We start from the raw sequence: 251 nt of genomic DNA on the forward strand, positions 1-251 counted from the left end.
TAATGACCGGTTATTGCCCCAGCGAATATTCTGGCTGTCCATAATACCAAGCGATGGCTCTGATTTTTGTCCTAGTTTTACTCGAAATTTGCCTCGTAAATGTTCCAACACTAGTTCGAATTGCCCCCATATCTGCACACTTTTTATAATAATAGTACACCCCCGTTGCCACTTGGGGAAATCTTGGGGAAGCATACGCCATTGACAACCTGTTTTAACAAGGTAAAGAATACTGTTCCAAATAATCCGTA

1 protein-coding gene is annotated in these 251 nt (G+C 41.4%); it reads right to left on the bottom strand.

The genetic code is table 11. The annotated features are described in order from the left end of the window. Positions 1-251: transposase (locus tag GNY06_RS10155; RefSeq protein ID WP_166519973.1), on the bottom strand; the 251-nt coding region annotated here is incomplete at both ends.

The sequence above is a fragment of the Elizabethkingia argenteiflava genome (assembly GCF_009904105.1).
Taxonomy (GTDB): domain Bacteria; phylum Bacteroidota; class Bacteroidia; order Flavobacteriales; family Weeksellaceae; genus Elizabethkingia; species Elizabethkingia argenteiflava.